This is a genomic window from Georgenia sp. SYP-B2076 (assembly GCF_003991205.1).
Lineage (GTDB): Bacteria > Actinomycetota > Actinomycetes > Actinomycetales > Actinomycetaceae > Georgenia.
The window spans coordinates 19,460-40,667 of record NZ_RXOZ01000005.1 but is presented as its reverse complement, the minus strand read 5'-3'; the positions used below and the strand labels follow the sequence as shown (position 1 = coordinate 40,667).

Sequence of the window (21,208 nt, the reverse complement as noted above, 5' to 3'; positions counted from 1 at the left end):
ACACGGCGAGCGGGCTCCGCGCTCATGAGCGGGAGCCCGCCGGCCCGGACGGCCGGTCGCGGGGATCGGCCCCCGACCGGGCGGTCGGGGATGCGGTGTGCCGGAGCCTCCAGGCGGTCAGGGACGCGGCGCGCCGGGCCCGTCCGGGCCCGCGCCGCCGGGGGCGTCGTCGGTCGGGCCGGGCTCGGGCGGGGCGAACCGGGAGGTGTCCGGCTGCTGCTCGCTGAGCTCGTCCGCCTTGCGCCGGACCTCACGCCGGGCCTGGTCGCTGCCCGCCGCGAGTGCCTCGTCGATGCGCGCCCGGGACGCAGACCGGCGCTCCTCGGGGGTGGCCTCCTCCTCGGCGGGGCGCTGACCGCGGGCGGCACTCCTCGAGAAGGGCACCCCGGATGCCACACCCGCACTGGTGGCCTCGGACGTCGCCCGCTCGGCCGAGCTGCGGGCCTCGGCGAGGGCCTCGTTCGGGTCCTGGAGGCTGGTCTCGCGCAGGCCCTCGGCCAGCTCGTCGGCCTGCCCGACGTCGGCCCGTGCGCCCGTCGGGCCGTCGCCCCGGCCGTTGCCCGGGCGCGCCATGCCGTCCGGGCCGCCGAACGCCGACGTGATCTGGCTGAGCGCCGCGGTGAACTCGGTGGGGATGACCCACATCTTCGAGGCGGTCCCGTCGGCGATCTTCGGCAGGGTCTGGAGGTACTGGTAGGCCAGCAGCTTGGGGTCGGCGTCGCCGCGGTGGATGGCGTCGAAGACCTGGAGGATGGCGCGGGACTCGCCCTGCGCCTTGAGGATGGTGGCCTGGGCCTGCCCCTCGGCCCGCAGGATGGCGGACTGCTTCTCGCCCTCGGCGGTGAGGATCTGGGACTGCTTGACGCCCTCGGCGGTGAGGATCGCCGCGCGGCGGTCGCGCTCGGCCCGCATCTGCTGCTCCATCGACCCCTGGATGCTCTGGGGCGGGTCGATCGACTTCAGCTCGACACGGTTGACGCGGATGCCCCAGCGGCCGGTGGCCTCATCGAGCACGCCGCGCAGCTGCCCGTTGATCTGGTCGCGGCTGGTCAGCGTCTGCTCGAGGTCCATCGAGCCGATGACGTTGCGCAGCGTCGTCACGGTCAGCTGCTCGATGCCGGTGATGTAGTTGGCGATCTCGTAGGTCGCCGACTTCGGGTCGGTGACCTGGAAGTACAGGACGGTGTCGATGCTCACGACGAGGTTGTCGGAGGTGATCACCGGCTGGGGCTGGAAGGAGACCACCTGCTCGCGCAGGTCGACGCCCGCCCGGACGCGGTCCACGAAGGGGATCAGCAGGTGCAGCCCCGCGTTCAGGGTGGTCTGGTACTTGCCGAGCCGCTCCACGATCAGGGCCACGGCCTGGGGCACGATCCGCACCGACCGCCAGATGGCGGTGATGACGAAGATGGCCAGCAGGATCAGGATGATCGTCAGGACGATCCCGCCCACGCTCTCGAACATGGTTGCCTCTCGTAGATGGCCGGTCAGCTGAACAAAGAGGTGTCCGCGGTGGCCTCGACGACGGCGGTCGCGCCGTCGATGCGGACCACCCGCACCGTGGTGCCCACCGGCAGGACGGTCCCCGGGTGCGCCGCGCGCGCGGTCCAGACCTCGCCGACGAGCTTGATGCGACCCGCCCGGTCGGTGACGTCCATCAGCACGGTGGCCTCGCGCCCGATCTGCGCGTCGACGTTCGTGCGCGTCTCCGGCGTCGAGCGCTCGAGCATCCGCTTGGCCCACGGCCGCACGCCGAGCAGGAGCACCATCGAGACGCCCGCGAACACCAGGGCCTGCATCCACGGCGGCGCGCCGAGCAGGGCGACGGCCACGCCGGCCAGCGCCCCGCCGGCGAACATGAGGAAGATGAGGTCGACGGTGAGCAGCTCGACCACGCCGAGCACCAGCGCCGCCCCGAGCCACCAGAGCCAGGCCATCGGTCCACTCTCCTCGCCCGGACGCTCCCGTCACGCCTGCGACGTGCGCCGATACAGATGTTGTGAGATTGATCCTACCGGCTGGCGGCACGCGGGACGGACACTTCCCGCCGTTCCGGCGGGTGCAGGGCCGATACCTGCGGCGTGGCGCCCGGTCCTCAGACCGCCGGCAGCGCGGCGTGGCTGGCGCGGGCGCTGAACCGGTCGCGGTGCCGCTCCACCTCGAGCTCGAGCCCGAACGCGCGCGAGAGGTGCTGCGGCGTGATGACCTCCTCGATGGGGCCGGCGGCCTCCACGGTGCCGCCGCGCAGCAGCAGCGCGTGGGTGAAACCGGGCGGGATCTCCTCCACGTGGTGGGTCACCAGGACCATGACCGGGGAACGACGGTCGCCGGCCAGCTCGGCCAGGGCGCGCATGAGCTCCTCGCGGCCCCCGAGGTCCAGCCCCGCGGCGGGCTCGTCGAGCAGGAGCACCTCGGGGTCGGGCATGAGGGCGCGGGCGATCTGCACGCGCTTGCGCTCCCCGGAGCTCAGCGTCCCGTAGGTCCGGTCGGCGAGGTGGCCCACGTCGAAGGCGTCCAGCAGCGCCTGGGCGCGCCCGGTGTCCATCTCCTCGTAGCGCTCCCGCCACCGCCCGGTGATGCCGTAGGAGGCGGTGACGACGACGTCGAGCACCTTCTCGCCGGCGGGCAGCCGCTGGTCCAGCGCCGCCGAGGCGAGGCCGACCAGCGGGCGCAGCTCGCTGACGTCGATCTTCCCGAGCCGCTCGCCGATGATCGTCACGGCGCCCGACGTGGGGTGCAGGCGGCCGGCGACGAGCTGGATCACGGTGGTCTTGCCGGCGCCGTTGGGGCCCAGGACCACCCACCGCTCGCCCTCGTTGACGGACCAGTCCACCCCGTCGAGGATGGTCTTGGCTCCCCGGCGCACGGAGACCTCGGCAAGTTCGAGCACATCACCCATACCCACGACCCTAGAACACCTGGCTGCCCGTCCGGCGCGCGCACGCCGACGGGCGGGTCCTGGCGCGTGCGCACCGGCGCCAGGACGGGCGTTCACCGACGTGGTCACCTCGTATCGTGGTGACCATGTCCGGTCCTGCCATCCTGGAGCTCCCGGCGTCGATCACGCTGGCGCTGTGGCTCCCCGCCGTCGGCGACGGCGCGAGCGCCCAGCGCGCCGCCGCGGCGGTGACCGGCACCGACGAGCCGCACCTCGTGCACCGGCGGGGCCCGGCACCGACGGCCGCCGCGCACAGCGCCGGCGAGTCCCTCGCCGACGTGCTGGCCATGCTCGTCCCGGTCGAGGAGGCGGCGGCGATCCTGCCGCGTCCCGGCGACCCGATGGGCGCCCCGGCGATGCGCTCGGCGGACCTGCTCGACGCCGGCGAGGGCGTGCTCGTGCGCCGCCCGGTCGGGGGCTCGGAGGCCTGCGGCGTCCTCGTGCCCACGCGCCTGCGCTACGGCAGCTTCCTGGAGCCGGGCGAGCTGGTCACGTGGACCGTCGACGACGACATCACCGACCTCCTGCCCGCCCCGAGCCTCCTGCTCGCCGGGGTGGACTCGTTGTCCAGCGCCCGGCGGGAGATCCAGTGGGCGCTCACCGAGGCCGTCGAGGTGCTCGAGGCGCTCGACGTCGCCCGCGACCGGCCCGACGTCGCCGACCATCTCCTCGACCTGTCGCTCGCCACCGTGCCGGACCGGCTGCTGCCGCAGGGTCTGGACCCGCGCCGCCTGGACGTCCTGGAGCGGGCCGCGCGCGTCCTGGCGATCGTCGACCTCGCGATCGGCGACGACGGCGGCGCGGTGACGGCGGCGCAGGCGCACCAGCGCCGCGCCGCCCTCTCCCGCGTGGAACGCTCTGCGCGGCACGCGCTGTGCGCCGCGAGCGCGACGCGCCCCGCCTCCTGACCGGCCCGGCACCTGATGGACCGGTCAGCCGCCTGACCGGCCCGGCACCCGACGGACCGGTCAGCCGCCTGACCGGCGGCGTCCCGCTACCGGTTCAGGACCGCCTCGTAGACCTCGATCGTGCGCTGGCCGATGGCGTCCCAGGAGAAGTGGTCCTCCACGCGGCGCCGCGCCGCCTCGCCCATCCGGGCGGCCCGCTCGGGGTCGGACACCATCGCGGTGAGCGCCTCGGCGAGGTCGTGCTCGAACGCCTGCGGGTCCAGCGGGGTGCCCGTCCCGTCGGCCAGCTGCTCGAGCGGGACGAGGGTGCCGGTGACGCCGTCGTCGACCACCTCGGGGATCCCGCCGGTCGCGGACCCCACCACCGGCAGGCTCACGGCCATGGCCTCCAGGTTGACGATGCCGAGCGGCTCGTAGATCGACGGGCAGACGAACACGGTGCCCGCGGCGAGGACCGCGACCAGCTCGGGGCGCGGCAGCATCTCCTCGATCCAGACCACGCCGTTGCGCTTGTCCTGCAGGGCCTCGACGAGCCCGGTGACCTCAGCGGCGATCTCGGCCGTGTCCGGGGCGCCCGCGCAGAGCACGAGCTGGACCTCGGGCGGCAGCAGCTCCACGGCGCGCAGCAGGTAGGGCAGCCCCTTCTGGCGGGTGATCCGGCCGACGAAGACGACGGTGGGGCGGGTGGGGTCGACGCCGAGCCGGGCGAGCGTGACCTCGGCGGCCGCCTTCTCCTCCTCGGTCTCGGGCCGGCGCCAGCCGGTGAGGTCGATGCCGTTGTGCACCACGTGCACCTTGGCAGGGTCCACCTGCGGGTAGGAGCGCAGGATGTCCGCCCGCATGCCCGCGGAGACGGCGATCACCCCCGCGGCGCCCTCGTAGGCGGTGCGCTCGGCCCAGCTCGACAGGGCGTAGCCGCCGCCGAGCTGCTCCGCCTTCCACGGCCGCAGCGGCTCGAGGGAGTGGGCGGAGAGGACGTGGGGCACGTCGTTGAGCAGGGCGCCGAGGGTGCCGGCGAGGTTCGCGTACCAGGTGTGCGAGTGCACGAGGTCCGTGCCCTTGAGGTTGGCCGCGATCTGCAGGTCCACGCCGAACGTGCGCAGGGCGGCGTTCGCGTGCTGGAGCTCGGGGAGGTAGTCGTACCCCGTGACCGGGACCTCGGCCGCGTTGGTCGAGTCGCCGTTGAGCCGGGGCCCGTCGAAGGCGTGCACGCACACGTCGATGCTCTTGCGCAGCACCTGTGCCAGCTCCGTGACGTGGACGCCGGCGCCGCCGTAGACATGCGGTGGATATTCACGGGTGAGCAGGTCGACCCTCATACCTGGTCCTCTCGTCTCGACCCGGCGAGCCGGGCTGCCGCTTCGGTGCGACGCCTCAGCATGCCCTGCCGGGCGTGATCTCCCTAACATCGTGCAACTTGTTGCCGTTCGCTCGCCGGTTACGGCGCGCGGCAATATGGTCAGGGGATGGTAGCCCCACGCGTACTGGCCATCGTCCTCGCGGGTGGCGAGGGCAAGCGGCTCATGCCGCTCACGGAAGACCGCGCCAAGCCCGCGGTGCCGTTCGGAGGTATCTACCGGCTGATCGACTTCGCGCTGTCGAACCTCGTGAACTCCGGGTACCTCCACATCGTGGTCCTGACGCAGTACAAGTCGCACAGCCTGGACCGCCACATCGCCAAGACGTGGCGGATGTCCAACCTCCTGGGCAACTACGTCGCTCCCGTACCCGCGCAGCAGCGGGTGGGCAAGCACTGGTACCTGGGCAGCGCGGACGCCATCTACCAGTCCCTCAACCTCGTCCACGACGAGCGCCCCGACATCGTCGTGGTCGTGGGCGCGGACAACATCTACCGCATGGACTTCTCCCAGATGGTCGAGCAGCACCTCGACTCCGGGTTCCCCCTCACCGTGGCGGGCATCCGGCAGCCGGTGTCGATGTCCGACCAGTTCGGGGTCATCCAGGCCGACGAGGCCAACCCGCACAAGATCGGCGCCTTCATCGAGAAGCCGAAGGACACGCCGGGGCTGCCCGACTCGCCCGAGGAGTTCCTCGCCTCCATGGGCAACTACGTGATGGACGCCGACGCGCTGATCGACGCCGTCAGCCGGGACGCCAAGGACGAGGGCTCCAAGCACGACATGGGGGGCGACATCGTGCCCGCCTTCGTCGCCCAGGGCGCCGCCGGGCTGTACGACTTCACCTTCAACGACGTCCCCGGCTCGACGGACCGCGACCGCAACTACTGGCGGGACGTCGGCTCGGTCGACGCCTTCTACGAGGCGCACCAGGACCTCATCTCCGTCTTCCCCGTCTTCAACCTCTACAACGACGCGTGGCCCCTGTTCACCGGCTACACCGGGCTGCCTCCGGCGAAGTTCGTCTACGGCCACCGCGAGCGCCTCGGGCACGCGCTCGACTCGCTCGTCTCCCCCGGCGTGATCGTCTCGGGTGGTGAGGTGGTCGGCTCGGTGCTCTCCCCCGGCACGCGCGTGAACTCCTGGTCCTCGGTGCGTGACTCCGTGGTCTTCGACGGCGTGGACATCGGCCGGAACGCGACAGTCTCGCGGGCCATCCTCGACAAGAACGTGCGCGTCGAGGAGGGGGCGCAGATCGGGCTCGACCGCGCGCGCGACCTGGAGCGCGGCTTCACCGTGACGGAGTCCGGCATCACCGTCGTGCCCAAGGGCAAGGTCGTCACCCGCTGAGCCGGCGGGCGGGCGCGCGCCGTCGTCGCGCCCGCCCGCCGCCCCGCGCCGCCGCGGACGCCGCCGTCGTCGCCCACGCCCGAGACCGTAGGCTGCCGCGCGTGACCTTCCCCGACACCGTCCTCCGCGCGGGCCTCGTCTCCCCACGCCCGGTCCCAGAGACGCTCGTGCGCCACGCGCTCGCACTCGTCGGACGCGTCGCCGACGGCGTCGTCGTCACCGACACCTCGCGGGAGGGCTGGTTCGGCCTCGCGGTGACCGGCTCACCGCGCCCCGGCGCGCGGGTGGAGGCGGTCGGCGCCGAGCTGCGCGGCCCGGCCACCGCCCTGGGCGTGGACACGGCCGTGACGGCGGGCCCGCTCGCCGCCGCCGGGCCCGGGCTGCTGGTCATGGATGTGGACTCCACCCTCATCACGGCCGAGGTCATCGAGCTGCTCGCGGAGCATGCGGGGACCCGCGCGGAGGTCGCCGAGGTGACCGAGCGCGCCATGCGCGGCGAGCTCGACTTCGCGGCGAGCCTGCGCCACCGGGTCGCGACCCTGGCCGGGCTGGACGTGGCGGTCCTCGCGGACGTCCGCGCCGCCGTGCGGCTGACCCCCGGCGCGGCGGAGCTGATCGTGGGCGTGCACGCCGCGGGCGGCCGGGTGGGCGTCGTCTCCGGCGGGTTCGCCGAGGTCGTCGCCCCCCTGGCGCAGTCGCTGGGCATCGACCACATGGTCGCGAACGTCCTGGAGGTCGACGGCGGACGACTCACCGGCCGCACGTCGGGCGCCGTCGTGGACCGCGCCGCCAAGGAGTCGCACCTGCGCGAGTGGGCAGCCGCGGACGGCGTGCCGCTGGAGCGGGTGGTCGCCGTCGGCGATGGTGCGAACGACCTCGACATGCTGGGGACGGCCGGCCTGGGCGTCGCCTTCTGCGCGAAGCCGGTGGTGCAGGCCGAGGCCGACGCCGCGGTCACCTTCCCCCGCCTCGACGCCGTGCTCGGCCTGCTGGGGCTGTAGCCGGCGCCCCGCCGGCCGCAGCAGCCCGGGCGGGTCAGTGCGAGGGGCGCACCAGCCGCGCCAGGTGGGCGGCGGACCGGTCGAGGTCGCGCCACGCGCCGGGCACCTCGAGGACGCACGCGGTCGCGGTGGGCACGCCCAGGCTCACCTGCTGGGCCAGGTCGTCGCGGGTGTCGTGGAGCAGGAACGCCAGCCCGGAAATGGTGGGCTCGTGCCCGACCACGAGCACCGTCCCGGCGGCCTCGTCGACCTCCTGGAGCATGGCGAGGACCTGCCGGGGACCGGCGTGGTAGAGGTCCTCGACGACGGTCTGGTCGCGCACCGTCAGCGCACCCCGGACGAGCTTGAGCGTCTCGGTGGCGCGCAGCGCGGAGGACACCAGCGCGACGTCGACCGCCCCGGTCACGTCGCCGAGCGTCGCCCCCATCTTGGTGGCCTGCTTGCGGCCCTTGGCCGCGAGCGGACGCAGCGCGTCACCGAGCTCGCCCTCCGGCTCGGCCTTGGCGTGCCGGAGCAGTACCAGGGTGTGGCTCATCACACGCCCATGGCGTGCACGCCGCCGTCCGCGTGGACGATCTCGCCGGTGGTGGCGGGCAGCCAGTCCGAGCACAGGGCGACGACGGTGCGGGCCGTCGGCTCCGCGTCCGTGACGTCCCAGCCCAGCGGCGCCCGCTCGCCCCAGCCGCTCTCGACCTGGTCGAAGCCCGGGATGGAGGTGGCCGCCGTCGTGCGGATCGGGCCCGCGGAGACGAGGTTGACGCGGATGCCGTCGCGGCCGAGGTCGCGCGCGAGGTACCGCGACGTCGACTCGAAGGCGGCCTTGGCCACGCCCATCCAGTCGTAGACCGGCCACGCGAAGCTGGCGTCGAAGGTCAGGCCGACGACGGCGGAGCCGGCGCCCATGAGGGGCTTGGCCGCCACGGCGAGGGACTTCAGGGAGAACGCGGAGACCTCGATGGCGGTGGCCACGTCCTTCCACTCGCCGCTGAGGAAGTTCCCGCCCATGACGGACTGCGGGGCGAACCCGATGGAGTGCACGACGGCGTCGAGGTGGTCGGTGTGCTCACGCACGGCATCCGCCAGGCCGTCGAGGTCGTCCTGGCTCTGCACGTCGAGCTGGACCACGGGGGCGGTCTCGGGCAGGCGCCGCGCGGTGACCTCGGTGAGCCGGAACTGCCGGCCGAAGGAGGAAAGGATCACCTTGGCGCCCTGCTCCTGCGCGATCCGCGCCACGTGGAAGGCGATCGAGTTGTCCTTGAGGACCCCGGTCACCAGGATCGTCTTGCCCTCGAGCAGTCCCATTGTTCTCCTAGCTGTGTCGTGCGTGGGTGGATGGCGCGGCCGCGCCCCGGCGAGCGGGTGCGTCAGTGGCCCATGCCGAGGCCGCCGTCGACGGGGATGACGGCTCCGGTGATGTAGGCGGCGTCGGGGCCGGCGAGGAACTGCACGGCCGCGGCGACGTCGTCCACCGTACCGAACCGGCCGGCGGGGATGGCGCCGAGGTAGGCGGCCTGCTGCTTCTCCGGCAGGGCCTGCGTCATCGCGGTGTCGATGAAGCCCGGGGCGACGACGTTCGCGGTGATCCCCCGGCCGCCCAGCTCGCGGGTCAGGGAGCGCGCCATGCCGACCAGGCCGGCCTTGGACGCGGAGTAGTTGACCTGGCCGGGGCCGCCGTACAGGGCCACGACCGAGGAGATCAGTACGATGCGCCCGCGGCGGGCGCGGATCATGCCCTTGCTGGCCCGGCGGGCCACACGGAACGCGCCGGTGAGGTTGGTGTCGATGACCGTCTCGAAGTCGTCGTCGCTCATGCGCATGAGGAGCTGGTCGCGCGTGACGCCGGCGTTGGCGACGACGACCTCGACGGGGCCGTGCTGGGCCTCGATCTCGGTGAACGCGGCGTCCACGGACGCGGTGTCCCGCACGTCCCCCCGGGCGCCCAGGACGCCGTCGGGCAGCTCGCCCGAGCGGTAGATCGTGGCCACCCTGTCCCCGGCGGCCACGAACCGCTCCGCGATGGCGCGGCCGATCCCTCGGTTCGCCCCGGTCACCAGGACGCTGCGCCCGCTCTGCTCACTCACCCGACATCTCCTCTTCACGTCCGTGTCGCTGCGGGGAAACCGTAGCCGACGCGGCGGTCGGCCGACGACGAGACCTGGCGGGCGCCCGCCGCCGGGCGGCGTGGCGGGCGCGATCCCGCGGCCCGGGGCGGCCCCCGCGACGGGCCCGGCGTAACCTGGAGGGGTGAGCAGACGCGGCCGTCGCGATCGGCGCTCGCCGGTCCAGGCCATCACCTCGGCCCCGCGGGCCCTGGCCGAGGACGTCCACGACCGCACCGTCCGGTACCTGATCTCGATGGGGATCCGGACGGCGTGCATGCTCGCGCTCCTGTGGGTCCCCGGCCCCTGGAAGCTGGTGTGCGTGGTGGGCGCGGCCGTGCTCCCGGCGGTCGCGGTGCTCATGGCGAACGCCGGCCGTGAGCGCAGCGAGGTGCCGCCGACGCTCCTGCCCATGCCCCTCGTGGGCCCGGACCACCAGCTGCCGCCCGGTCCAGCGCCCCTCCCCTACGACCCCGACACGGAGTACCTCAGATGACCACGGACGCCACCGCACCCCCGGAGGACGTCCGCGACCTCACGTGCAGCGCCAAGGGGTGCCGCGCCACGGCCGTGCACGCCCTGGTGTGGAACAACCCCCGGCTGCACACCGCCGGCCGGCAGAAGGTGTGGCTGGCCTGCGAGGATCACCGCGAGCACCTGAGCCAGTTCCTCTCCGCGCGGTCGTTCCTGCGCGAGGTCATCGGCGTGGACGCGCTCGACGAGACGCACGGGTGAGCCGCCCGGAAGCCCGACGCGGGCGCTACGCGTTCCTCACCACGGGCCGGTGGCTGCGGCTCATCGGCGCGATGGTCGTCGTCTCGGTCGCCTGCGTGTTCCTCGGCATGTGGCAGTGGGGCCGGTACGAGACCAGGTCCGCGCAGGCCGCCCAGGTGGCCGCCGCGTACGACGCCGAGCCCGTGGCGCTCACGGACCTCCTTCCCGCCCCCGCCGGGCCCGTGCGGGCCGCCGAGGAGTGGCGGCCCGTGCAGCTCACCGGCCACTACGCCCCGGGCGGCACCGTGCTGCTGCGCAACCGCCCCGTCGACGGCACCCCGGCCGTGCACGTCATCGCCCCGTTCGTCGCCCGCGCCGGCGGCGAGGACGTGCTCGTCGTCGTCGACCGCGGCTGGGCCGCCGCCGAGGACGGGGAGGCCGCCCGCGCCGACCTGCCGCAGCCCCCACCCGGTGACGTGACGGTCACGGGCCGGCTCCGGGTGGCGGAGCAGCCGTTCGACCGTGCCGCACCGACCGGTCAGATCTACACCCTCGCGCCCACCCAGGTGCTCGCCGGCGTCGCGACGGTCACGGACCTGGCCGAGGTCGCCGCGCTGCCCGTCCTGGACGGCTATGTGCAGGCCGTGTCCGAGGACCCCGCGCCGCAGGTGGCCCTGGGCGGCTACACCCGACCCGAGTCGAGCTACGGCACGAACCTGTCCTACGCGTTCCAGTGGTGGTTCTTCGCGGCCGGCGCCCTCGCGGCGATCGTGATCCTCGCCCGGCGCGAGGCGGCAGAGAACGCCGGGCACGCGCCCGTGCGGCGCGCGCGCAGCGCCGAGGTGGAGGAGGACGCGCTCGTCGACGCGCAGCTCGCCGCCGCCCCGCGGCCAGAGGACACGCCGGCGGCGGACGGCGCGGCCGCAGGGCAGGCCGGGGCGGGCCAGGCCGGCACGAGCGTGCCGGCGGTCGACGGGGACGCGTCCACGACCCCGCCAGCGGACGCCCTGCCACACCGGGGCTCGGCGGCGAACGCCGCACCGGCCCCCGGCTCGCCCGTCAGGCGAGGGTGACCAGCTCGAGGTAGGTGTCGCTCCACAGGTCCTCGTCGGCGTCCGGCAGCAGCAGGACGCGCTCGGGGTTGAGCGCCTCCACCGCGCCCTCGTCGTGGGTCACCAGGACGACGGCGCCCGTGAAGGTGCTCAGCGCACCGAGGATCTCCTCGCGGCTGGCCGGGTCGAGGTTGTTCGTGGGCTCGTCCAGGAGCAGCACGTTGGCGGACGAGACCACCAGAACCGCGAGCGCCAGGCGGGTCTTCTCCCCGCCGGAGAGCACCTTGGCCGGCTTGTCCGCGTCGTCGCCCGAGAAGAGGAACGAGCCGAGCACGCTGCGCACGCCCGTCTCGTCCAGGTCCGGCGCGGCCGAGCGGAGGTTCTCCACCACGGTGCGCTCGACGTCGAGGGTCTCGTGCTCCTGGGCGTAGTAGCCGACCTTGAGGCCGTGGCCCGCGATGATCTCGCCGGTGTCGGGGTCCTCGACGCCGCCGAGGATGCGCAGCAGCGTCGTCTTGCCCGAGCCGTTGAGCCCGAGGATGACGACCTTGGAGCCGCGGTCGATCGCGAGGTCGACGTCGGTGAAGACCTCGAGGGAGCCGTAGGACTTGCTCAGGCCCTCCGCCATCAGCGGGGTCTTCCCGCAGGGCGCCGGGTCCGGGAACCGCAGGTGCGCGACCTTGTCCGCCTGGCGGACCTCGTCGAGGCCGGAGAGGAGCCGCTCCGCGCGGCGGGCCATGTTCTGCGCCGCGACGGTCTTGGTCGCCTTCGCGCGCATCTTGTTGGCCTGCGCCATGAGCGTCCCGGCCTTCTTCTCGGCGTTCATCCGCTCGCGGCGCCGGCGCTTCTCGTCGGCCTCGCGCTGCTTGACGTAGAGGTCCCACGTCATGTTGTAGACGTCGAGCACGCCACGGTTGGCGTCGAGGTAGAAGACGTGGTTGACGGTCTCGCGCAGCAGCTCGACGTCGTGGCTGATGACGATGAAGCCGCCCGAGTAGTTCCGCAGGTACTCGCGCAGCCACAGGATCGAGTCGTGGTCGAGGTGGTTCGTGGGCTCGTCGAGCAGGAGGGTGTCCACGCCGGAGAAGAGGATCCGGGCGAGCTCGACGCGTCGGCGCTGCCCGCCCGAGAGGGTCTCCAGCGGCTGCTCCAGCACGCGGGTGGGCAGCCCGAGGTTGGAGGTGATGCGCGCCGCCTCGGACTCGGCCGCCCACCCGCCGCGGGCCTCGAACTCCGCGTCCAGGCGTCCGTAGCGCGCGATGGCCTTCTCCTGCTCGGCGCCGGTGGCCGTGGCCATGGTCTGCTCGGCCGCGCGGATGCGGGTCACGATCTCGTCGAGGCCCCGGGCCGAGAGCACCCGGTCCCGGGCGAGCACGTGCAGGTCCCCGGTGCGGGGGTCCTGCGGGAGGTAGCCGATCTCGCCGGTGCGCACGATCTCACCGGTGTGCTGGACCACCGAGGAGGTGGCGTCCTGCCCCGAGAGCAGCTTGGTGAGGGTGGTCTTGCCGGCGCCGTTGCGCCCCACGAGGCCGATGCGCATTCCCGTGTCGACACGGAAGGAGGCCTCGTGGAGGAGCTCCCGGGCGCCGATGCGCATGGAGACGTCGTGGGCGGTGATCACAGGCAGACCTCAAGACATGGTGAAGAAAGGGGGGAGCGCGCCGGCGCGCACCCACCAGTGTACGGCGGCCCCCCATTCCGGCAGAGGAAGATGCGTCACACGGACGACCGCCGGTGCCCGGGCCGCCCGCGCGCTTCCCGAGACGCTCCCCCGCAGGGCCATCCCCGATCTCCTCACCAGGTCGCCCTCGAGGTGGCGCCGACCCTGACGGCGACTAGGTTTGTCGACCATGACGTTCAACGAGGGCATCCGCACCGACCCCAACCGGGTGCGCCGCTCCCGCGGCGGCAAGGGCGCGGCCGTCGGCGGCGGGCTGGGGCTCGTGGTGCTCGTGGTCTACCTCCTGACCGGAACGAACATCTCGGGCCTCGTCGGCGGGGACACGCCCGCGCAGGAGGGCGGCGCGGCGTCCGGGGAGTGCGTCGGCGCCGAGGCCGCGAACACCAACGTGGAGTGCCGCATGGTGGCCACGGCCGAGGCCCTGGACGCGTACTGGGGCGCGGCCCTGCCCGAGCAGGCCGGCATCCAGTACGCCCAGCCGGCCTTCCAGACCTTCACGGGCTCCGTCACGACCGGGTGTGGGGACGCCACCTCCGCCGTCGGGCCCTTCTACTGCCCGCCCGACACGAGCGTCTACCTCGACACCGGCTTCTTCGACCAGCTCGAGCAGCTCGGCGCCGAGAACGCCCCGCTGGCGCAGGAGTACATCGTGGCCCACGAGTGGGGCCACCACATCCAGAACCAGGTCGGCACGATGGCCACCATCGACCGGCAGGGCACCGGGGCGAGCTCCGACGGCGTGCGCCTGGAGCTGCAGGCCGACTGCTACGCCGGGCTGTGGGTGGGCCACGCCGCCAACGTCGTCGACCCCGAGACCGGCGTGACGTTCCTCCAGCCGCCCACCCGCCAGCAGGTCCAGGACGCGCTCGGCGCCGCGGCCGCCGTCGGTGACGACCGCATCCAGGCCGGCGCGGGGCAGCAGGTCAACCCGGACACGTGGACGCACGGCTCCGCGGAGCAGCGGGTGCGGTGGTTCAGCACGGGGTACGAGCAGGGCACGATGGCCGCCTGCGACACGTTCGGCGCTGCCCAGCTCTGAGCGGCTCACGAGGCCCCGCGCCGGCGGGACGCCGCAGGCCGTGCCGGCGGGACGCCGCAGGCCGTGCCGGCGGGACGCCGCAGGCCGCGCCGGCACGCGGACGGGCCGCGAGCCGGCACGCGGACGGGCCCCGCGCCGCGTCTGCGGGAGACGCGGGGCGGGCCCGTCCAGGCCTGCCAGCTCTAGATGTTGAAGCCGATGGCGCGCAGCTGCTCGCGGCCGTCGGGGGTGATCTTCTCCGGCCCCCACGGCGGCATCCACACCCAGTTGATGCGCATCCCGGCCACGAGGCCCTCCAGAGCCATGGAGGCCTGATCCTCGATGACGTCGGTCAGCGGGCACGCCGCCGAGGTGAGGGTCATGTCGATGACGGCCTCGCTGTTCTGGTCCACGGTGATGCCGTAGACCAGGCCGAGGTCGACGACGTTGATGCCCAGTTCGGGGTCGATGACGTCGCGCATCGCCTCCTCGACGTCGGCCGCCGTGGTCGGCGAGGCGTCGGCCGTGGCCGGCGAGGGGTTGATGGTCTCGCTCATGCGGTCTCCTTGGTCTGTTCCTGCGGCTCTGCCGTCAGGGCGTGGGCGAGTGCGTCCCGCAGGGCCATCCAGCCCAGCAGTGCGCACTTGATGCGGGCGGGGTACTTGGCCACCCCGACGAAGGCCGCGGCGTCCTCGAGGGCGTCCTGCTTGTCGGCCCCCAGCTCCTTGCCGCGGTTGTGCATGAGCTCGCGGAACGTCTCGTTCAGGCGGTCCACCGTGGCGATGTCCTGCCCCGTGACGAGGTCGTTCAGCACCGAGAGGGACGCCTGGGAGATCGAGCACCCCTGCCCCACCCAGCCGACCTGCGCGACGGTGGGGGCGCCCGCCGTGTGCTCGAGCCGTACCCGCAGGGTCACCTGGTCGCCGCACGTGGGGTTGACCTGGAACGACTCGGCGTCGAACGGCTCGATCTCCCCGGCGCCGTGGCGCGAGCGCGAGTGGTCGAGGATCACCTGCTGGTAGAGCTGCTCCATCGCGTCAGCCATGGTCCACCCCGAAGAAGCGGCGGACCCCGCCGAGCCTGTCCACGAACACCTCGATCTCCTCTGCTGTGGTGTAGACGCCGGCCGACGCCCGCGCGGAGGCGTTGACCCCCAGGCGCCGGTGGACCGGCTGGGCGCAGTGGTGGCCGACGCGCACGGCGACGCCGGCGTCGTCGAGAACCTGCCCCACGTCGTGGGGATGCACCCCGTCCACCTCGAACGCGACGACGGCGAGCCGGTCGCGCGGGTCCGCCGGGCCGAGGACCCGCACGCCGGGGACCGAGGCCATCCCCTCGAGCAGCAGCGCGGTCAGCTCGGTCTCGTGCGCGGCGACCGCGTCCATGCCGAGCTCGGCGAGGTAGTCGACGGCCGCGTGCAGCCCCACGGTCTGGGCGACCATCTGGGTGCCGGCCTCGAACCGGGCGGGCGGCTCGGCGTAGGTCGTCGCCTCCATGGTCACGACCTGCACCATCGACCCGCCCGTGAGGAACGGCGGCATGGCCGCGAGCAGCTCGCGCTTGCCGTACAGCGCGCCGACGCCCGTCGGGCCGAGCATCTTGTGCCCGGAGAACACGGCGAAGTCCACGTCCAGCGCCCTCAGGTCGAGGGGCAGGTGCGGGGCGCTCTGGCAGGCGTCCAGCACCACCAGCGCGCCGGCCCGGCGGGCCAGCGCCACGACGTCGGCCACCGGGCTGACGGCGCCGGTCACGTTGGACGCGTGGGTCAGGGCCACGACCTTGGTGCGCTCGGTGATGACGTCGAAGGTGCCCGGGTCCAGGCGCCCCTCGTCGGTCAGGCCGATCCAGCGCAGGCGCGCGCCGGTGCGCGCGCACAGCTCCTGCCACGGCACGAGGTTGGCGTGGTGCTCGGCCTCGGTGACGACGATCTCGTCCCCGGGCCCCACGCCGAAGAGCTCGCGGGCCCGGTCGCCGCCGCGCCCCAGCGCCGCGTTGGACATCGCGTACGTGACGAGGTTCAGACCCTCCGTCGCGTTCTTGGTCCACACGATCTCGTCGTCGCCCACCCCCACGAACGCGGCGACAGCCGCGCGGGCCGCCTCGTAGGCCTCGGTGGCCTCCTCCGCGAGCTGGTGCGCGCCGCGGTGCACGGCGGCGTTGGTCCGCTCGTAGAAGTCCGTCTCGGCGTCGATGACGCACTGGGGCTTCTGCGACGTCGCGGCGGTGTCGAGGTAGACCAGCGGCCGGCCGTCACGCACGGTGCGCCCCAGCAGGGGGAAGTCCGCGCGCACGGCCGCCAGCTCCGCCGCGCTCAGCGAGCGGGCGGGGCCGGCGGGCCGCTGGGCGGCCACCGCTGGGGACGTTCCGGCAGCAGTCATGCGTGTGTGGCCTCTCAGACCGTGGTGGTCAGGTAGCGGTCGTAGCCCTCGGCCTCGAGCCGGTCGGCGAGCTCGGGGCCGCCCTCGTCGGCGACGCGGCCGTCGACGAAGACGTGGACGAAGTCGGGCTTGATGTAGTTCAGGATCCGCGTGTAGTGCGTGATGAGCATGACGCCCAGCCCGGAGTCCGCGTGCACGCGGTTGACGCCCTCGGCGACGACGCGCAGGGCGTCGACGTCCAGGCCGGAGTCGGTCTCGTCCAGCACGGCGAAGCTCGGCTTGAGGAGCTCCATCTGGAGGATCTCGTGGCGCTTCTTCTCGCCGCCGGAGAAGCCGTGGTTGACGTCGCGCTGGGCGAACTCGGGGTCCATGCGCAGCTTGGCCATGGCGCCCTTCATGTCCTTGACCCAGGTGCGCAGGGCCGGGGCCTCGCCGGAGACGGCGGTCTTCGCGGTGCGCAGGAAGTTCGACACCGTGACACCGGGGACCTCGACCGGGTACTGCATGGCCAGGAACAGGCCGGCGCGGGCGCGCTCGTCCACGGTCATCTTGAGGACGTCCTCGCCGTCGAGGAGGATCTGGCCCTCGGTGGCGGTGTACTTCGGGTGCCCGGCGATGGTGTACGCCATGGTGGACTTGCCCGAGCCGTTGGGACCCATGATCGCGTGGATCTCGCCGGAGTTCATGGTCAGGTCGACGCCGCGCAGGATCTGCTTGGGGCCGTCGTTCGTCTCGACGCTGACGTGCAGGTTCTTGATCTCAAGGGTGGACATCAGAGGGTTTCTTCTCTTCCTTCAGGAGGCGGGGGGACGGGGGCGTCAGCTGGGGACGTCGGCGGTGGCGTCGACGTCGACCAGGACGCGCTCCCCGTCCAGGGTCACGGCGTAGACGGGGACGGGCCGCGTGGCCGGGAGGCTCAGCGGCTTGCCGGTGCGCAGGTCGAAGGTCGACCCGTGCAGCCAGCACTCGATGGTGCAGCCCTCGACCTCGCCGTCGGAGAGGTTCACCTGCCCGTGCGAGCAGATGTCCGAGATGGCGTGGAACTCCCCCTCCTCGTCGCGCACGAGCGCGACGGGCAGGGGCGAGCCGTCCGCCGTCTCGAGCTCGAGGCGCATGGCCTCGCCGGGCTCGAGGTCGGCGGTGTCGCAGGCGTGCTGGGCGCTCATCGGGACGCCGACTCCATCGTGCGGTCGAGCTCGACCTCGATGGCGGCCATCAGCCGCTCCTGGACGAGCGGGACGCCGATCTGGTTGATGAGCTCGGCGAAGAAGCCGCGGACCACCAGGCGACGGGCGTCGGCCTCGGGGATCCCGCGCGAGCGCAGGTAGAACAGCTGCTCGTCGTCGAAGCGACCGGTGGCGCTGGCGTGGCCGGCCCCCTCGATCTCCCCGGTCTCGATCTCCAGGTTCGGCACCGAGTCCGCGCGGGCGCCCTCGGTCAGGACGAGGTTCCGGTTGAGCTCGTAGGTGTCCGTGCCCTCGGCCTCGTGGCGGATCAGGACGTCCCCCACCCACACCGAGTGCGCGTCCTGGCCCTGCAGGGCGCCCTTGTAGGTGGCGCGGGACTTGCAGCTGGGCACGGCGTGGTCGACGAAGAGGCGGTGCTCCTGGTGCTGTCCGGCGTCGGTGAAGTACAGGCCGAGCAGCTCGACGTCGCCGCCGGGGGCCGCGAAGGCCACGTCCGGCGTCAGGCGCACGATGTCCCCGCCGAGCGTGACGACGATGTGCTTGAGGTGCGCGTCGCGGCCCACGCGGATGCGGTGGTTGCCCACGTGCACGGCCCCGTCCGCCCAGTCCTGGACGGAGACGAGCGTGAGGTGCGCGCCGTCACGGACGTCGATCTCCACGGTCTGCGCCACCTCGGCGGTGCCGCGGTGGTCCAGGACCACGAGGGACTCGCTGAGCTCCTCGGCGACCACCAGAAGGTGCTGGGCGGCGGGCGCGGCGGCGGAGAGCTCGTCGCCGTTGATGGCGACCATCGTGTGCTGCGCGCCCACGTGGTTGCGCGGCACGGTGATGACCGTCGCCTCGCCGAAGGACTCCCACGCGACGGCGGAGATGCGGTCCCCGGGCGCTCCGACGGTCCCCAGGCGGGGGTCGTCGCGGCCGACGCGCTCGACGCGCACGGCGTCGTCCTTCTCCACCGTGATGCTCGGGCCCGTGCCCGTCAGGCCGCCCGCGAAGAGCCGCTGGAGGCGGTCGACCGGCGAGAACCGCCAGTCCTCCTCGCGGCCCGTGGGGACCTTGAACGCGGCCAGGTCGAAGGACGTCGCGCGGTCACCGCGGGAGGCCTCGGGCGTGCCGCCCCGGCCATGGGTGTGCGCGCCGTCCGCGGTGGCGCGGGAGTGGTCGGTGGACATGTTCGTTGTGGCGGCGGTCATCAGCCGACGGCCCCTTCCATCTGCAGCTCGATCAGGCGGTTGAGCTCGAGGGCGTACTCCATCGGCAGCTCGCGCGCGATGGGCTCGATGAACCCGCGCACGATCATCGCCATGGCCTCCGTCTCGGGCATCCCGCGGGACATCAGGTAGAACAGCTGGTCCTCGCTCACCTTCGAGACGGTGGCCTCGTGGCCCATCTCGACGTCGTCGACACGGACGTCGACGTAGGGGTAGGTGTCGGAGCGGGAGATCTGGTCCACCAGCAGCGCGTCGCACAGCACGTTGGACTTGGAGTGGGTGGCGCCCTCGAGCACCTGCACCAGGCCGCGGTAGGACGCGCGCCCGCCGCCGCGGGCGACGGACTTGGACACGATCGAGGAGGACGTGTTGGGCGCCAGGTGCACCATCTTGGAGCCGGTGTCCTGGTGCTGCCCCTCACCGGCGAAGGCGATGGAGAGCGTCTCCCCGCGGGCGTGCTCGCCCATGAGGTAGACCGCCGGGTACTTCATGGTGACCTTGGAGCCGATGTTGCCGTCGACCCACTCCATGGAGCCGCCGGCCTCGACCGTGGCGCGCTTGGTCACCAGGTTGTAGACGTTGTTCGACCAGTTCTGGATCGTCGTGTACCGGACGCGGGCGTCCTTCTTGACGATGATCTCCACGACCGCCGAGTGCAGCGAGTCGGACTTGTAGATCGGCGCGGTGCAGCCCTCGACGTAGTGCACGTAGGAGCCCTCGTCCGCGATGATCAGCGTCCGCTCGAACTGGCCCATGTTCTCCGTGTTGATGCGGAAGTAGGCCTGCAGGGGGATCTCGACGTGCACGCCCTTGGGGACGTAGACGAAGGAGCCGCCCGACCACACGGCGGTGTTGAGCGAGGCGAACTTGTTGTCCCCCGCCGGGATCACGGAGCCGAAGTACTCCTCGAAGATCTCCGGGTGCTCGCGCAGGCCGGTGTCGGTGTCGAGGAAGATCACGCCCTGCTTCTCCAGGTCCTCGCGGATCTGGTGGTAGACGACCTCGGACTCGTACTGGGCGGCGACGCCCGCGACGAGGCGCTGCTTCTCCGCCTCGGGGATGCCCAGGCGGTCATAGGTGTTCTTGATGTCGTCGGGCAGCTCGTCCCAGGTGGTGGCCTGCTTCTCCGTGGAGCGCACGAAGTACTTGATGTTGTCGAAGTCGATACCGCTCAGGTCCGCACCCCAGCTGGGCATGGGCTTCTTGTCGAAGAGGTTCAGGGCCTTGAGGCGGCGCTTGAGCATCCACTCCGGCTCGTCCTTCAGGGCCGAGATGTTGCGCACCACATCGGCATCCACCCCGCGACGGGCGTTGGCGCCCTTGTCGTCGGCGTCGTGCCAGCCGTAGTTGTAGTTGCCGATCGAGGCGATCGTCTCGTCCTGGGTCATCGGCGCGCCTTGCGCCTTGACCGCCTGCTGGGTGGGACTTGTCATCGGTTTCCTTCCGTGACGTCGCCCGCGGGCGACGTGGTGGTCTGGGAACGGCGGCCCGGGGCGCCACGCAGCTGGGTGGCGCGCGGGACGGGGACCGTGGAGAGAGGGATGTGGGTGGTGCAGACGTGCTCGCCGCCGCTGATGGTGGCCAGACGCTGCACGTGGACGCCGAGGAGGCGGGAGAACGCCTGGGTCTCGGCCTCGCACAGCTGGGGGAAGGCCTTCGCGACCTCCTGGACGGGACAGTGCCCCTGGCACAGCTGCAGCGCGAAGCCCTCCGGGCCCACGGTGCGCGTGGTCGCGGCGTAGCCGTCCGCGGTCAGGGCCACGGCGAGCGCGCGGACCCTGTCCGCCGGCGCCGGGCCGGCCACCTCAAGGAGCGGGGCGTACCGCCGCTCGACCTCGCCGACCCGCGCCTCGGCAAAGGCGTCCAGCGCGCCGGGACCGGCGGCCTGGACGAGGAAGTCGAGGGCGTGCGTCGCGAGGTCCGAGTACGCGTCGGTCAGGACCGCGCGGCCGGCGTCGGTGGCGACGTAGTGCCTGGCGGGGCGCCCACGACGGCGCGCGCCGGCTCCGGCCGGCTCGTGGACGACGATCTGGCCCTGCGCCTCCAGGTGCCCGATGTGGCGGCGCACGGCGGCCGGGGTCAGCTCGAGCACCCGCGCCAGCGTCGCCGCGCTGACGGGGCCCTGCTCGACGACGAGCTCGAGCACGCGCTCGTGGGTGGGCGGCTCCGCCTCAGGGTTGACGACCGCTCCCCGTCGACCGATGGTGACCGGTACGGACGTGCTCATGGGCGTGGACCTCCCTCCTGCCGTGGTGGTTCGTGCGCGCGGGCCCTGCCCGCGGGGTGCTCACGAGGCCGAGATCGCGCCCCGTC

At 72.9% G+C, this 21,208-nt stretch carries 23 protein-coding genes; 7 read left to right on the top strand and 16 right to left on the bottom strand.

The genetic code is table 11. The annotated features are described in order from the left end of the window. Positions 1 to 117 precede the first annotated feature (117 nt). From EJK16_RS02895 to EJK16_RS02885, 3 genes are all read right to left on the bottom strand, one after another. The gene (locus tag EJK16_RS02895; protein ID WP_205739571.1) at positions 118 to 1,464 is read right to left on the bottom strand and encodes an SPFH domain-containing protein; all 1,347 of its coding nucleotides are present in this window, start codon (positions 1,462 to 1,464) and stop codon (positions 118 to 120) included. A gap of 23 nt (positions 1,465 to 1,487) precedes the next feature. Beyond that, positions 1,488 to 1,937: an NfeD family protein gene (locus tag EJK16_RS02890; RefSeq protein WP_127126159.1), complete on the bottom strand. Its 450-nt coding sequence runs from the start codon at positions 1,935 to 1,937 to the stop codon at positions 1,488 to 1,490. A gap of 158 nt (positions 1,938 to 2,095) precedes the next feature. Beyond that, positions 2,096 to 2,899, bottom strand: coding sequence for an ABC transporter ATP-binding protein (locus tag EJK16_RS02885; protein WP_127126157.1), 804 nt, complete (start codon positions 2,897 to 2,899; stop codon positions 2,096 to 2,098). A 125-nt stretch (positions 2,900 to 3,024) separates the two neighbouring features. Between EJK16_RS02885 and EJK16_RS02880 the strand changes: the two genes are divergently transcribed. Next, positions 3,025 to 3,846: a hypothetical protein gene (locus EJK16_RS02880; protein ID WP_127126155.1), complete on the top strand. Its 822-nt coding sequence runs from the start codon at positions 3,025 to 3,027 to the stop codon at positions 3,844 to 3,846. Between the two features lie 86 nt (positions 3,847 to 3,932). Here the strand turns inward: EJK16_RS02880 and glgA are convergent, their stop codons facing one another. Continuing rightward, positions 3,933 to 5,165: a glycogen synthase gene (gene glgA / locus EJK16_RS02875; RefSeq protein ID WP_127126153.1), complete on the bottom strand. Its 1,233-nt coding sequence runs from the start codon at positions 5,163 to 5,165 to the stop codon at positions 3,933 to 3,935. A 147-nt stretch (positions 5,166 to 5,312) separates the two neighbouring features. On the opposite strand from glgA, the gene EJK16_RS02870 reads away from it, so the two are divergent. Continuing rightward, a complete protein-coding gene (locus tag EJK16_RS02870; RefSeq protein WP_127126151.1) occupies positions 5,313 to 6,554 on the top strand; it encodes a glucose-1-phosphate adenylyltransferase in 1,242 nt (413 codons plus the stop codon). A gap of 101 nt (positions 6,555 to 6,655) precedes the next feature. Further along, complete coding sequence (gene serB / locus EJK16_RS02865) at positions 6,656 to 7,555, top strand: phosphoserine phosphatase SerB (protein ID WP_370275899.1); 900 nt, start codon at positions 6,656 to 6,658, stop codon at positions 7,553 to 7,555. A 34-nt stretch (positions 7,556 to 7,589) separates the two neighbouring features. On the opposite strand, the gene EJK16_RS02860 is transcribed toward serB, so the two are convergent. From EJK16_RS02860 to EJK16_RS02850, 3 genes are all read right to left on the bottom strand, one after another. Continuing rightward, complete coding sequence (locus EJK16_RS02860; RefSeq protein WP_127126149.1) at positions 7,590 to 8,090, bottom strand: histidine phosphatase family protein; 501 nt, start codon at positions 8,088 to 8,090, stop codon at positions 7,590 to 7,592. Further along, on the bottom strand, positions 8,090 to 8,857 hold the full coding sequence (gene fabI / locus EJK16_RS02855) for an enoyl-ACP reductase FabI (protein ID WP_127126147.1): 768 nt from the start codon (positions 8,855 to 8,857) through the stop codon (positions 8,090 to 8,092). Before fabI ends, EJK16_RS02860 begins: the two co-directional genes overlap by 1 nt. Positions 8,858 to 8,919: 62 nt before the next feature. Beyond that, positions 8,920 to 9,636, bottom strand: coding sequence for a beta-ketoacyl-ACP reductase (locus EJK16_RS02850; RefSeq protein WP_127126145.1), 717 nt, complete (start codon positions 9,634 to 9,636; stop codon positions 8,920 to 8,922). Between the two features lie 163 nt (positions 9,637 to 9,799). Between EJK16_RS02850 and EJK16_RS02845 the strand changes: the two genes are divergently transcribed. The 3 genes from EJK16_RS02845 to EJK16_RS02835 are packed head-to-tail and all read left to right on the top strand — an operon-like array spanning position 9,800 to position 11,441. After that, on the top strand, positions 9,800 to 10,150 hold the full coding sequence (locus EJK16_RS02845) for a DUF3099 domain-containing protein (protein ID WP_127126143.1): 351 nt from the start codon (positions 9,800 to 9,802) through the stop codon (positions 10,148 to 10,150). Next, positions 10,147 to 10,389, top strand: coding sequence for a hypothetical protein (locus EJK16_RS02840; RefSeq protein WP_127126141.1), 243 nt, complete (start codon positions 10,147 to 10,149; stop codon positions 10,387 to 10,389). Before EJK16_RS02845 ends, EJK16_RS02840 begins: the two co-directional genes overlap by 4 nt. Continuing rightward, positions 10,386 to 11,441, top strand: a complete 1,056-nt coding sequence (locus tag EJK16_RS02835) for an SURF1 family protein (protein ID WP_240645742.1) — start codon at positions 10,386 to 10,388, stop codon at positions 11,439 to 11,441. Before EJK16_RS02840 ends, EJK16_RS02835 begins: the two co-directional genes overlap by 4 nt. Here EJK16_RS02835 and EJK16_RS02830 read toward each other — a convergent pair. Beyond that, complete coding sequence (locus EJK16_RS02830) at positions 11,428 to 13,017, bottom strand: ABC-F family ATP-binding cassette domain-containing protein (RefSeq protein ID WP_370275905.1); 1,590 nt, start codon at positions 13,015 to 13,017, stop codon at positions 11,428 to 11,430. The two genes, EJK16_RS02835 and EJK16_RS02830, sit on opposite strands and share 14 nt — an antisense overlap. 253 nt (positions 13,018 to 13,270) lie before the next feature. Here EJK16_RS02830 and EJK16_RS02825 point away from each other — a divergent pair, with 253 nt between their 5' ends. After that, on the top strand, positions 13,271 to 14,140 hold the full coding sequence (locus EJK16_RS02825; RefSeq protein ID WP_127126137.1) for a neutral zinc metallopeptidase: 870 nt from the start codon (positions 13,271 to 13,273) through the stop codon (positions 14,138 to 14,140). A 182-nt stretch (positions 14,141 to 14,322) separates the two neighbouring features. On the opposite strand, the gene EJK16_RS02820 is transcribed toward EJK16_RS02825, so the two are convergent. The 8 genes from EJK16_RS02820 to EJK16_RS02785 are packed head-to-tail and all read right to left on the bottom strand — an operon-like array spanning position 14,323 to position 21,122. Then, positions 14,323 to 14,676, bottom strand: coding sequence for a metal-sulfur cluster assembly factor (locus tag EJK16_RS02820; protein ID WP_127126135.1), 354 nt, complete (start codon positions 14,674 to 14,676; stop codon positions 14,323 to 14,325). After that, positions 14,673 to 15,164 carry a Fe-S cluster assembly sulfur transfer protein SufU gene (sufU, locus tag EJK16_RS02815; RefSeq protein ID WP_127126133.1) on the bottom strand — a complete coding sequence of 164 codons (492 nt, stop codon included), beginning with the start codon at positions 15,162 to 15,164 and terminating at the stop codon, positions 14,673 to 14,675. The genes EJK16_RS02820 and sufU overlap by 4 nt, the downstream gene beginning before the upstream one ends. Further along, positions 15,157 to 16,497, bottom strand: a complete 1,341-nt coding sequence (locus EJK16_RS02810; protein WP_127126131.1) for a SufS family cysteine desulfurase — start codon at positions 16,495 to 16,497, stop codon at positions 15,157 to 15,159. Before EJK16_RS02810 ends, sufU begins: the two co-directional genes overlap by 8 nt. Before the next feature lie 14 nt (positions 16,498 to 16,511). Beyond that, positions 16,512 to 17,270, bottom strand: a complete 759-nt coding sequence (gene sufC, locus EJK16_RS02805) for a Fe-S cluster assembly ATPase SufC (protein ID WP_127126129.1) — start codon at positions 17,268 to 17,270, stop codon at positions 16,512 to 16,514. Between the two features lie 45 nt (positions 17,271 to 17,315). Next, a complete protein-coding gene (locus EJK16_RS02800) occupies positions 17,316 to 17,663 on the bottom strand; it encodes a non-heme iron oxygenase ferredoxin subunit (protein WP_127126127.1) in 348 nt (115 codons plus the stop codon). Then, a complete protein-coding gene (gene sufD, locus EJK16_RS02795; protein WP_127126125.1) occupies positions 17,660 to 18,877 on the bottom strand; it encodes a Fe-S cluster assembly protein SufD in 1,218 nt (405 codons plus the stop codon). Before sufD ends, EJK16_RS02800 begins: the two co-directional genes overlap by 4 nt. After that, the gene (gene sufB, locus EJK16_RS02790; RefSeq protein WP_127126271.1) at positions 18,877 to 20,283 is read right to left on the bottom strand and encodes a Fe-S cluster assembly protein SufB; all 1,407 of its coding nucleotides are present in this window, start codon (positions 20,281 to 20,283) and stop codon (positions 18,877 to 18,879) included. Before sufB ends, sufD begins: the two co-directional genes overlap by 1 nt. A 41-nt stretch (positions 20,284 to 20,324) precedes the next feature. Then, on the bottom strand, positions 20,325 to 21,122 hold the full coding sequence (locus tag EJK16_RS02785) for a metalloregulator ArsR/SmtB family transcription factor (protein WP_127126123.1): 798 nt from the start codon (positions 21,120 to 21,122) through the stop codon (positions 20,325 to 20,327). Positions 21,123 to 21,208 lie beyond the last annotated feature (86 nt).

What these genes read in the sequence shown, in the direction of transcription:
- EJK16_RS02800 (WP_127126127.1), bottom strand. Translation starts at nt 17,663, where the DNA reads ATGAGCGCCCAGCACGCCTGCGACACCGCCGACCTCGAGCCCGGCGAG.
- EJK16_RS02810 (WP_127126131.1), bottom strand. Translation starts at nt 16,497, where the DNA reads ATGACTGCTGCCGGAACGTCCCCAGCGGTGGCCGCCCAGCGGCCCGCC.
- EJK16_RS02785 (WP_127126123.1), bottom strand. Translation starts at nt 21,122, where the DNA reads ATGAGCACGTCCGTACCGGTCACCATCGGTCGACGGGGAGCGGTCGTC.
- sufU (WP_127126133.1), bottom strand. Translation starts at nt 15,164, where the DNA reads ATGGCTGACGCGATGGAGCAGCTCTACCAGCAGGTGATCCTCGACCAC.
- EJK16_RS02870 (WP_127126151.1), top strand. Translation starts at nt 5,313, where the DNA reads ATGGTAGCCCCACGCGTACTGGCCATCGTCCTCGCGGGTGGCGAGGGC.
- sufB (WP_127126271.1), bottom strand. Translation starts at nt 20,283, where the DNA reads ATGACCCAGGACGAGACGATCGCCTCGATCGGCAACTACAACTACGGC.
- EJK16_RS02840 (WP_127126141.1), top strand. Translation starts at nt 10,147, where the DNA reads ATGACCACGGACGCCACCGCACCCCCGGAGGACGTCCGCGACCTCACG.
- EJK16_RS02830 (WP_370275905.1), bottom strand. Translation starts at nt 13,017, where the DNA reads ATGCGCATCGGCGCCCGGGAGCTCCTCCACGAGGCCTCCTTCCGTGTC.
- sufD (WP_127126125.1), bottom strand. Translation starts at nt 18,877, where the DNA reads ATGACCGCCGCCACAACGAACATGTCCACCGACCACTCCCGCGCCACC.
- fabI (WP_127126147.1), bottom strand. Translation starts at nt 8,857, where the DNA reads ATGGGACTGCTCGAGGGCAAGACGATCCTGGTGACCGGGGTCCTCAAG.
- EJK16_RS02885 (WP_127126157.1), bottom strand. Translation starts at nt 2,899, where the DNA reads ATGGGTGATGTGCTCGAACTTGCCGAGGTCTCCGTGCGCCGGGGAGCC.
- EJK16_RS02890 (WP_127126159.1), bottom strand. Translation starts at nt 1,937, where the DNA reads ATGGCCTGGCTCTGGTGGCTCGGGGCGGCGCTGGTGCTCGGCGTGGTC.
- EJK16_RS02820 (WP_127126135.1), bottom strand. Translation starts at nt 14,676, where the DNA reads ATGAGCGAGACCATCAACCCCTCGCCGGCCACGGCCGACGCCTCGCCG.
- glgA (WP_127126153.1), bottom strand. Translation starts at nt 5,165, where the DNA reads ATGAGGGTCGACCTGCTCACCCGTGAATATCCACCGCATGTCTACGGC.
- EJK16_RS02860 (WP_127126149.1), bottom strand. Translation starts at nt 8,090, where the DNA reads ATGAGCCACACCCTGGTACTGCTCCGGCACGCCAAGGCCGAGCCGGAG.
- EJK16_RS02880 (WP_127126155.1), top strand. Translation starts at nt 3,025, where the DNA reads ATGTCCGGTCCTGCCATCCTGGAGCTCCCGGCGTCGATCACGCTGGCG.
- EJK16_RS02825 (WP_127126137.1), top strand. Translation starts at nt 13,271, where the DNA reads ATGACGTTCAACGAGGGCATCCGCACCGACCCCAACCGGGTGCGCCGC.
- sufC (WP_127126129.1), bottom strand. Translation starts at nt 17,270, where the DNA reads ATGTCCACCCTTGAGATCAAGAACCTGCACGTCAGCGTCGAGACGAAC.
- EJK16_RS02895 (WP_205739571.1), bottom strand. Translation starts at nt 1,464, where the DNA reads ATGTTCGAGAGCGTGGGCGGGATCGTCCTGACGATCATCCTGATCCTG.